Annotated in this window: 11 protein-coding genes; 2 read left to right on the top strand and 9 right to left on the bottom strand. The window is 67.7% G+C overall.

All coding sequences use genetic code 11. From position 1 onward, the window contains the following. Both OS124_RS0119690 and OS124_RS0119685 read left to right on the top strand, forming a co-directional pair. The coding region (locus tag OS124_RS0119690; protein ID WP_010141656.1) for an HPr family phosphocarrier protein at positions 1-163 on the top strand (163 nt) is incomplete at its 5' end. Positions 164-230: 67 nt separating this feature from the next. Beyond that, a complete protein-coding gene (locus tag OS124_RS0119685) occupies positions 231-1127 on the top strand; it encodes a lysophospholipid acyltransferase family protein (RefSeq protein ID WP_050900930.1) in 897 nt (298 codons plus the stop codon). 169 nt (positions 1128-1296) lie between these two features. Here the strand turns inward: OS124_RS0119685 and OS124_RS0119680 are convergent, their stop codons facing one another. The 9 genes from OS124_RS0119680 to tsaB all read right to left on the bottom strand — a co-directional run bounded on the left by OS124_RS0119680 (position 1297) and on the right by tsaB (position 9795). Continuing rightward, on the bottom strand, positions 1297-2127 hold the full coding sequence (locus OS124_RS0119680) for a TIGR02186 family protein (protein ID WP_010141654.1): 831 nt from the start codon (positions 2125-2127) through the stop codon (positions 1297-1299). Further along, on the bottom strand, positions 2124-3035 hold the full coding sequence (locus OS124_RS0119675) for a sulfite exporter TauE/SafE family protein (protein ID WP_010141653.1): 912 nt from the start codon (positions 3033-3035) through the stop codon (positions 2124-2126). The genes OS124_RS0119680 and OS124_RS0119675 overlap by 4 nt, the downstream gene beginning before the upstream one ends. A gap of 149 nt (positions 3036-3184) precedes the next feature. Further along, positions 3185-4147 carry an ABC transporter permease gene (locus OS124_RS0119670; RefSeq protein ID WP_010141652.1) on the bottom strand — a complete coding sequence of 321 codons (963 nt, stop codon included), beginning with the start codon at positions 4145-4147 and terminating at the stop codon, positions 3185-3187. Positions 4148-4150: 3 nt separating this feature from the next. Then, positions 4151-4786, bottom strand: coding sequence for a LysE family translocator (locus OS124_RS0119665; protein ID WP_010141651.1), 636 nt, complete (start codon positions 4784-4786; stop codon positions 4151-4153). A gap of 3 nt (positions 4787-4789) precedes the next feature. Then, entirely contained in the window at positions 4790-5881 is a 1092-nt protein-coding gene (locus OS124_RS0119660; protein ID WP_010141650.1) for an ABC transporter permease, read from the bottom strand. Then, entirely contained in the window at positions 5874-7493 is a 1620-nt protein-coding gene (locus OS124_RS0119655) for an ABC transporter ATP-binding protein (protein ID WP_010141649.1), read from the bottom strand. The genes OS124_RS0119660 and OS124_RS0119655 overlap by 8 nt, the downstream gene beginning before the upstream one ends. An 87-nt stretch (positions 7494-7580) precedes the next feature. Then, positions 7581-8588 (bottom strand): BMP family lipoprotein, encoded by a 1008-nt coding sequence (locus OS124_RS0119650; protein ID WP_010141648.1) that lies wholly within the window; start codon positions 8586-8588, stop codon positions 7581-7583. Between the two features lie 155 nt (positions 8589-8743). After that, positions 8744-9166, bottom strand: coding sequence for a GNAT family N-acetyltransferase (locus OS124_RS0119645; protein ID WP_010141647.1), 423 nt, complete (start codon positions 9164-9166; stop codon positions 8744-8746). After that, a complete protein-coding gene (gene tsaB, locus OS124_RS0119640) occupies positions 9163-9795 on the bottom strand; it encodes a tRNA (adenosine(37)-N6)-threonylcarbamoyltransferase complex dimerization subunit type 1 TsaB (RefSeq protein ID WP_010141646.1) in 633 nt (210 codons plus the stop codon). Before tsaB ends, OS124_RS0119645 begins: the two co-directional genes overlap by 4 nt. Positions 9796-9856: the final 61 nt, after the last annotated feature.

The following is a 9856-nucleotide window of genomic DNA, read 5'->3' as shown; positions in this document are numbered from 1 at the left end:
CCGCGACGGCATGTCCACCGGCGGCGATTCCATCATGGGCCTTTTGATGTTGGCAGCGGGCAAGGGAAGCTCTATTGAGGTCGAAACCTCGGGGCCCGATGCTGCGGCCCTTGCCGATGCTCTGGAGCGTCTGGTTGCAGACCGCTTCGGGGAAGAAATGTAGCGACGGAACTTCTGGTGCCATGCGTATGACGCTATAAAGGACCGGAAGACGACGGACAGGTGACCTCTTGGTAGATCAGAGCCAGAACCAGTTGCGGGACGCGCACCAGGGTGCGTCGGAACCGGTGACCTTTACCAGGTACGACCGCCGTTCGCTGACCTATTCCAATACCTTCGACAACCCGATGCAGCGCAATGCCATTCTCGGGCTGGAGTGGCTGACCGGCAAGCTGACGATCCTGCGTCTGATCCGCAAGTTCGAGCGTCAGGGCGCGCCGCAGGGCCAGGCCTTCTGGAAGGCCTGCCTGGATGTTATGGGCATTCCCGTCGTCACCCCCGAGGCGCAGCTGCAGAAGATCCCGGCCGATGGTCCGGTTGTGGTGGTGGCGAACCACCCCCATGGCATGGTCGATGGCATGATCCTGGCCGAGCTGATCGGCCGCCGCCGTCTCGACTACAAGATCCTGACCCGTTCCGTGCTGACCGGCATCGACGAGGTTGCCTCCTCCTACATGATCCCGGTGCCCTTCCCGCATGACCCGGAAGCGCAGAAGAAGATGATCGAGATGCGCGCCAAGGCCATGGCGCACCTGAAGGAGGGCGGTATCGTGGCGCTTTTCCCCTCGGGCGTGGTGGCCAGCTCGCAGCGCATGTTCGGCCCGGCCATCGAGGCCGAGTGGAACGTCTTCACCGCGCAGATGATCCGCCGGTCCGGTGCCAGGGTCGTGCCGATCCGCTTCACCGGCGCCAATTCGCGTTGGTATCAGATGGCCAACCAGATTTCGGCCACCCTGCGCCAGGGCCTGCTGCTGCACGAGATCGTGCATTCGCTGAACAAGCCTCAGGCCCCCATCGTCGGCGACGTGATCGGCGATGAGGCGATGGAACGGCTGACCAGCGATCCGCGCGGCTTCATGGCCTGGCTGCGCGAACACACCATTTCCCTCGAGCCGGGCACGGCCTGAGCTCTCCGGTCCGGTCCGGGCGTGCCGCCGCAAGCCGGGCGAGGAGGGCTTGGCCCCCTGCCTGCAAGGGGGCTCGATGCCCCCGCGAAGGCCCGCCTGTCGTGTTTGCAGAACGTTGATGGCCGGGACCCGCGGCAAGGGCGCGGGGCCGCAGCAGACCTCCGTGCCGTTACTGGCGGCGCAGGAGCCGGAATATCTCGGATGCGCCCCAGCCGGACAAGACCGCCACCACGATGGCCAGCAGAGCATAGAGCACCGATTGTTCCCGCGACAGGGCATAGAGCCATTGCTCCATCCCGACCTTGCCGACGCGGATCGAGGTCTCGTGACGTGCTGCCAGGGACCCGTTGCGCAGCAGGTAGACATTCACCGTGTAGACGCCGGTCGGCAGGCTTGAGGGCAGGGGCACCTGGGTGCGGAACAGGGTCTGCTCGTCGAAGCGGATCGTGCCTTCGCGCAGCTGGTAGAGCCCCTGACGCTGGCGAATGCGCAGCAGTGCCTCGACGAAGGCATCCTCGTCGGTCACCTCGTCACGCGAGGTGATCGAGCGGACGGCGCGGGGGATCGAGATGCGCTGGCGCAGGTCCTCGGTGGCGGTCAGCACCTCTTCCAGCGGTGCCGTGGTTGCCACGGCATAGAAGCTGGGGGCTTGGCGGATGGTCACCTGGTCGGTATTGACCCAGATCCCCGCAACGCGCTGCTTGCGCAGCACGGCGATGGATTCGGTCGGGCCGGCGACGGTGATCACGACCTCGGCACCGGGGTCGATCTGCGGTGCCTCGCGCTTGACCGCGCCGAAGATCAGGATCTCGGAGCCGTCGAAGTTGGTGGTGATCGCGACCCGGGTCTGCGACAGGCCCAGCACCAGCTGTTCTGCCGGAGCGGTGGCCCCGGCACCCTCCCCTGAGGCGACGCCCTGGGCGGGGGCGATGGCGGGCAGGGCGCTCAGCAGGGCTGCCAGCACCAGCGGCAGCAGCGGGGGCAGCAGGCGGCGGGTCATATCACCTCCGCGATGCTGTAGATTTCCGACGGCGGCAGGAAGAGATCGAGTGCCAGCTTGAAGCAGACCGCCAGCACCAGGAGGGCCAGCAGGATCCGCAGCTGCTCGGCCTTCAGGCGGGCGCCGATGCGGGTGCCGAACTGGGCGCCGACGACGCCGCCGATCAGCAGGAAGAGGGCCAGCGCGATATCGACCGTGTGGTTGGTCACCGCGTGCAGGAAGGTGGTGAAGGCGGCCACCACGATGATCTGCAGCAGCGAGGTGCCGATCACCACCTTGGTGGGGATGTGCAGCAGGTAGATCATCGCCGGCACCATGATGAAGCCGCCGCCGACCCCCATCACCGCCGAAAGGACACCGACCGCAGCGCCGACCAGCAGCGGCGGGATGACCGAGATATAGAGCCCCGAGGTGCGGAAGCGCATCTTCAGCGGCAGCGTATGCACCAGCCCGCGTTGCTTGCGTTTCTTGACCGTGCCGCCGCCCTTGGCGCGGCGCAGCGCCGAGAGGCTCTCGACGAACATCAGCCCGCCGATGGCACCAAGGAAGACCACGTAGCAGAGGTTGACCAGCAGATCGACCTGGCCGAGCTGTTTCAGGTAGTTGAACAGCGCCACGCCCGCGCCGGATCCCACGACCCCGCCCACCTGAAGCACCAGCCCCATGCGCAGGTCGACATTGCGTCGCCTGAGATGGGCGAACAGTCCCGACACCGACGAGGCGATGATCTGGTTGGCAGAGGTCGCAACGGCCACGGCCGGCGGAATGCCGATGAAGAACAGCAGAGGCGTGATCAGGAAGCCGCCTCCGACGCCGAACATGCCGGAAAGGACCCCCACCATGCCGCCGAGACCCAGCAGCAGGTAGATGTTCACGGAGACCTCGGCGATGGGGAGGTAGATCTGCATGATCTCTCCTAGCGCGCCTGCTGCAACGCCGCAATGACGGCGAGAGGGTGCAGTGAAAAATCTCTCGCCGGGTGGTGCCGGTAGCGTTCTTCGGGGGGGATGAAACCGCCCGCGCCGTGGCGCGGGCCGGTCAGGCGAAACCGGGGTGGCTAGCGCTCCTTGACGTAGGGCTCACCCGAGGCGCGCGGCGGGATGGCCGCGCCGACGAAGCCCGCCAGGATGACGATGGTCAGGATGTAGGGCAGGGCGTTCATGAACTGCACCGGGATCACGAAGGCGCCGAGGTCGATATTCTGGTAGCGCAGCGCGATGGCCTGCAGCAGCCCGAACAGCATCGTTGCCGAGAGGCAGTACCAGGGCCGCCACTTGGCGAAGATCAGCGCCGCCAGGGCGATGTAACCCCGACCCGCGGTCATCTCGCGCACGAAGCCCGCCTGCAGGCCGGTGGCGAGGTAGCTGCCCGCAAGGCCGCAGAGCACCCCGGCGATCAGGATCGCCGCGAAGCGCAGCCGCGCCACCGAGATGCCGGCGGTGTCGACGGCGGCCGGGTTCTCTCCGACCGCGCGCAGGCGCAGGCCGAAGCGGGTGCGGTAGAGCACCCACCAGGACAGCGGCACCATCAGGAAGGCGACATAGACCAGGATCGAATGCCCCGAGATCAGCTCGGCATAGATCGGGCCGATAATGGGCACGTCGCGCAGCATGTCGGCGAAGGGCAGGGTGATGTTGCTGTAGCGCCCGGCCTCCAGGGTCGGGGTGCGGCCGCCCTGGGCGAACCAGGTCTGCGCGATCAGAACCGTCATCCCCGAGGCGAGGAAGTTCAGCGCCACCCCCGAGATCAGCTGGTTGCCGCGGAAGGTGATCGAGGCCAGCCCGTGGATCAGCGAGAAGGCGACGGCGGCCAGGACGCCTGCCATCAGCCCGATCCAGACCGAGCCGTAGAAGTAGGCGAAGGCGGCCGAGAAGAAGGCGGCGGCCAGGGCCTTGCCCTCAAGGCCGATGTCCACCACGCCGGCGCGTTCCGAGAACAGCCCGGCGAGGCACATCAGCAGCAGCGGCGTGCCGAGGCGGACGGTGGAGTCGAGGATCTGCAGGATCGTCATCAGGTCCATGGGTCAGCTCTCCGAAGTGGCGATCTTGAAGGCGGCGAAGGCGAAGAAGACGCCGAGCGCCCCCTCGATCCAGCGCCGTCCGGCGGCATAGGTGCGCCGCATGGGGGCAGAGGACAGGATCAGCGCCCAGGCCGCGTGGCAGGTGAAGGAGATCACGAAGGAACAGGCCAGGAAGGCCGCGATCACCAGGGCCGAGCCGCCCTGCGTTGCGCCGACCGCCGCGATGGCCAGCCAGAAGGCGATGGCCTTGGGGTTGGTCACCTGCATCAGGTAGCCCGCCGTGAACAGCCGCGAGGCACTGGCCGGGGCGACCCGGGCCGCCTCGATCTTCGGCGGGTGGATCGCCTTGCGGAAGGCGCCCCAGGCCAGCCAGCAGAGATAGGCCGCCCCGATCAGGCGCAGCACTTCCATGGCCCAGGCGATCTGGCTCAGCAGCAGGCCGACGCCCAGCAGGGTCAGCACGTTGATCGTCGTCGATCCGAAGGCGATGCCGGTGGTGGCGACCATCGCCGCGCCGCGCCCGCGCGAGGCCGAGACGCCCAGCAGGAAGGCCACGGCAGGCCCGGGCGAAATCGCCGCGAAGGTCAGGATCGAGAAGGCCGCGATGAAGCGGGGCAGGTAGGTGATCAGCTCGTCCATGCCTCAGCCCTCCCGGCGCAGGGCCATGAAGGCCCGTTCCAGAGGCCAGCGGACGATGTTGTCCATGGCGCCGGTGAACAGGATGACGAGGGCCTGGATGACCACGATCAGCTCGCGCGGGATCGAGGTCCACATCGCCAGCTCGGCGCCGCCCTGGTAGAGGAAGCCGAAGAGCAGCGAGGCCAGCAGCACGCCGAAGGGATGGTTGCGCCCCATGAGCGCCACGGCGATGCCGATGAAGCCCGCGCCCTCGGCCGAGTTGAGGATCAGTCGTTCGGCCTCGCCCTGGGTGACGTTGATGCCCATGAGGCCCGCCAGCCCGCCCGAGATCAGCATCGCGACGATGATGATGCGGAAGGGCGAAATGCCGGCGTATTTGGCGCCGCTCTCGGAATAGCCCTGCGAGCGGATCTCGTAGCCCAGCTTGGTGCGCCAGATCAGCAGCCAGACCAGCACGCAGGCCGCCAGGGCGACGAAGAAGGTCACATTGGCCGGAGAGCCGCGGAACAGCGCGCCCTCACCACCGGCGAAGATGTCGCGGAAGTCGGGCAGGCTGGTGGCCGCCGGGAAGGTGGCCGAGGCGGGTTCCATCGCGCCGACGGGGCGCAGCAGGTTGACCAGCACGTAGTTCAGGAAGGCGGCGGCGATGAAGTTGAACATGATCGTGGTGATCACGATGTGGCTGCCACGCGCGGCCTGCAGATAGGCCGGGATCAGCGCCCAGAGGGCTCCGAACAGCGCCGCCGCCACGGTCGAGCCGAGCAGCGCCAGCGTCCAGTGCGGCCAGGGGATGAACAGGCAGCACAGCGCCACGCCGAGCGAGCCGATGATCGCCTGCCCCTCGCCGCCGATGTTGAACAGCTTGGCGTGGAAGGCGACCGAGACCGCGAGGCCGGTGAAGATGAAGTTGGTGGCGTAGTAAAGCGTGTACCCCCAGCCCGAGGACCGCATCAGCGCCCCGTCGACCATCAGCGAGAAGGCCTCCCAGGGGTTTTCCCCGATGGCCCAGATGGCCAGGGCCGACAGCAGGGCCGCCAGCAGCAGCGAGATCAGCGGGATCAGGACCACATCGGCCCAGACAGGCATCCTATCCATGTTTCGGTGCCTCTCCTTGTTGGACGGCGGCCATGTTTTCCTCGACCGCCTTGAAGTCATCGGTGTCGGGCTCGCCCGAGATCCCGGCCATCAGCAGGCCCAGCTCGCGCTCGTCCGTGGCGGCGGGATCGCGGAAGCCCATGATCTGGCCGTCGAACATCACCGCGATACGGTCCGACAGCGACATGATTTCATCCAGCTCGACCGAGACCAGCAGGATCGCCTTGCCCGCATCGCGCAGCCGGACGATTTCCTGGTGGATGAACTCGATGGCGCCGATGTCGACGCCCCGGGTGGGCTGGCCGACCAGCAGCAGGTCGGGGTTGCGCTCGATCTCGCGAGCCAGGACCACCTTCTGCTGGTTGCCGCCCGAGAAGCTTTTCGCCTTCAGGTTCGGATCCAGCGGCCGCACGTCGAAGCGCTCCATCTTGGCGGCGGCTTCCTTCTGGATCGCCGCATTGTCCATCAGCGGGCCCTTCTGCCACTGCGGATCGCGGTGGTAGCCGAAGACGGTGTTCTCCCAGGCGGTGAACTCCATGATCAGGCCTTCGCGCTGCCGGTCCTCGGGCACGTTGCCGATCGAGGCCGCACGCCGCGCCGCGCCGTCCGAGCCCTTGCCCGACAGCGGCAGGCTCGCGCCCAGCATGGTGATTTCTCCGGTGCCGTCCATGATGCCGCCCAGGACGTGCATCAGTTCGGACTGGCCGTTGCCGGCGACACCCGCGAGGCCCAGGATCTCGCCCCGGCGGATCTCGAAGGAGATGCCCTTCACGCGCTCGACGCCCTTGTCGTCGACGACCTTCAGGTTGTCGACCGACAGAACGACCTCGCCGGGCGTGGCCGGTTCCTTGTCGACGCGCAGCAGCACCTTGCGGCCCACCATCAGCTCGGCCAGCTCCTCGGGGCTGGTCTCGGCGGTCTTCACGGTGGCGGTCATCTGGCCGCGCCGCATGACGCTGACGGTGTCGGTGATTTCCATGATCTCGCGCAGCTTGTGGGTGATCAGGATGATCGTCTTCCCCTCACGCCGCAGGTTGTCGAGGATGCGGAACAGGTGGTCGGCCTCGGCCGGGGTCAGCACGCCTGTCGGTTCGTCCAGGATCAGGATGTTGGCCTCTCGGTAGAGCGCCTTCAGGATCTCGACCCGCTGCTGGTGCCCGACGGAAAGATGTTCGATCAGCGCGTCCGGATCGACGTGCATCTCGTATTCCTCGGCCAGGCTCTTCAGCGACTTGCGCGCCTTGGCGATCGAGGGCCGCAGCGAGGCGCCCTCTTCCGCACCGAGGATGATGTTCTCGACCACCGAGAAGTTCTCGACCAGCTTGAAATGCTGGAAGACCATGCCGATGCCGGCGGCGATGGCGGCCTGGCTGTCGGTGATCTGGGTCTTCTGCCCGTTGATGAAGATCTCGCCCGCGTCGGCCTTGTAAAAGCCGTAGAGGATCGACATCAGGGTCGATTTGCCCGCGCCGTTCTCCCCGATGATGCCGTGGATCGTGCCCGGCATGACGCGGATGGAGATGTCCTTGTTGGCCTGGACCGGGCCGAAGGCTTTCGAGATGCCCTTCAGCTCGATGGCCGGATGGAGACTCTCGGAGGCTGCTGCAGTCATGTTCGGCTTCCCGTGAAAGGAAACAGGGACCGCTTTGGCCGCGGCCCCTGTCAAAGTGGAGCGGGGCAGGGTGCCCCGCCGGCCCGATCAGAATTCCACGGCCGGGCAGGTGTTGTCGACCGCGTAGTCGTGCACTTCGATCTCGCCCGAAACGATGTCGCCGGCGGCAGCATAGACGGCCGAGAGGGTGTCGAAGTCGACCAGGGTCTCGTTGTAGCCGTCCAGCGCGAAGCCGACGCCACGGTTGGACAGGTCCTTGACCTGCACGCCGGTTTCCAGATCGGCACCTGCGGTCATCGCGTCGTAGACGGCGTTGTCCACGCGCTTCAGCATCGAGGTCAGGATCGCGCCGGGGTAGAGGTAGTTCTGGTTGCTGTCCACGCCGATGCCGTAGACGCCTTCATCGGCGGCGGTCTGCAGCACGCCGAGGCCCGAGGCGCCGGCCGCGGCGAAGATCACGTCGGAGCCCTGCGAGATCTGTGCCTTGGTCAGCTCGGAGGCCTTGACCGGGTCGTTCCACGCGCTCGGGTCGGTGCCGATCATGTTGGCGATGACGGTGGCGTCGGGGTTCACGGCCTTGACGCCCTGGGCATAGCCGCAGGCGAACTTGCGGATCAGCGGGATGTCCATGCCGCCAACGAAGGAGACGGTGCCCGATTCGGAGCCCGCGGCGGCGATCATGCCGACCAGGTAGGAGCCCTCATGCTCGGAGAAGCCGATCGACAGGACGTTGGGGTTGGCTTCCGGGTCGACCCAGCCGTCGATGGTGACGAACTTGGTGTCGGGGTAGTCGCCGGCCACGTTGGCAATCGGGGTCGAGAAGGAGAAACCGGTGGTGATGACCGGCGAGAAGCCCTGTTCGGCGAAGCGGCGCAGGGCCTGCTCACGCTGGGCTTCCGAGGTCAGCTCGATGTCCTTGAACTCGCCACCGGTCTCTGCGGCCCAGCGGGTTGCGCCGTTGAAGGCAGCTTCGTTGAACGACTTGTCGAACTTGCCGCCCAGGTCGTAGATCAGCGCCGGGTCGGCGAAGGAGGCGGTTGCGGTCAGCGCCAGGCCGGTTGCGGCGGCGCCGAGGATCTTGGTCATCAGGGTCATTTGGGTCTCCCAGTTGCTTGGCCGTCTCTGCCGGACGGGGCCTGCGGCCATTGCGTCAGATCTCAGTGATCCTCACGATTTAGGACAGAGCGGCTGAGGGTGGTCAATAGCATTCTCTGACCGTTTGGTAGGGAAAAACGCGATGCGACGGGGGGTCACCCGAGGGCGATGCTCATGATTTCAGCGTCTTTTCTCAGGCCTTCGGGGGTGCGGTAGTAGCCGGGGCGGCGACCGCTGCGCCGAAAGCCCGACGCCTCGTAGAGGGCAATGGCCGGTCCATTGTCCGCGGCGACCTCCAGCAGCGCCGTCGCGGCGCCCCGGCGACGGGCCTCGCTTAGGAAGGCAGCCACCAGCGCGCGGCCGGTTCCCTGCCGGCGCGCGGCGGGATCGACGGCAAGGGTCAGGATCTCGGCTTCGTCCAGGATCTGCCGGCCAAGCAGGAAGCCCTCGGGGCGATGCAGCAGGAAGCTGGCATCGTCGCCCGCCAGCTGGGCGATCTCTTCGGCGCTCCAGGGACGCGGGGTGGTGAAACAGGCGGCGTGCAGGCGGGCCAGGGCGACCGGGTCGGGCGCGTTCACGGCAGGATCCGGGGCGGGGCGTCGCGTGGCGGGGCGGCATCGGCGGGGCGAAGGTAGAAGGGCGCGGGTGCCTGCGGCTGCTGCCCGGGCTGGCCGAGGCGGCTGGCGGCGACGCGGGCGATCAGCGGCGCGGGGTTCTGCGGCGCGGGCTCAGCGCCGGGCGCGGCCCCGAGCAGCAGGCAGCCCTCGGGCGGCAGCGCGGCGGAGAGGGCCTCGGCGGCGAAGAGCTGCGCCTCGCCCGGGGCGGCGCCCTCGGTGAAGACCTGCCCGTAGAGCTGTTCGCGCGGGGCCGGAAGGGTGGCCAGCAGCGGGCGCGGCCGGCCATGGGCCAGGGCCTCGAAGCCGGTGACGCCGACGGCGGGCACCTTCAGGCCAAGCGCCAGCCCCCGCGCCAGCGCGACCGAGATGCGGATGCCCGTGAAATTGCCCGGGCCGACGCCGACCGCCAGCGCCGCGAGGTCGGACCAGCTGCGCCCGGCTTCGGTGAGCAGCTCTTCCAGCAGCGGCACGAGGCGCTCGGCCTGGCCGCGCGCCATCGGCTCGTGCCGCTCGGCGACGAGGGTTTCGCCGTCGAGAAGGGCAGCGGCGCAATGCGGGGCGGAGGTGTCGAAGGCGAGGATCAGGGACATGGGTATTTTCGGGTCGCTGTCCGGTCGGCCGACAGGGGGCGCGGGCCCGCAGGGGGCCCGG

The sequence above is a fragment of the Oceanicola sp. S124 genome, assembly GCF_000220565.1.
Taxonomy (GTDB): Bacteria; Pseudomonadota; Alphaproteobacteria; order Rhodobacterales; family Rhodobacteraceae; genus Pseudooceanicola.
Note: the sequence above shows the minus strand (reverse complement) of the source record. Positions and strands in the feature narration are given on the sequence as shown.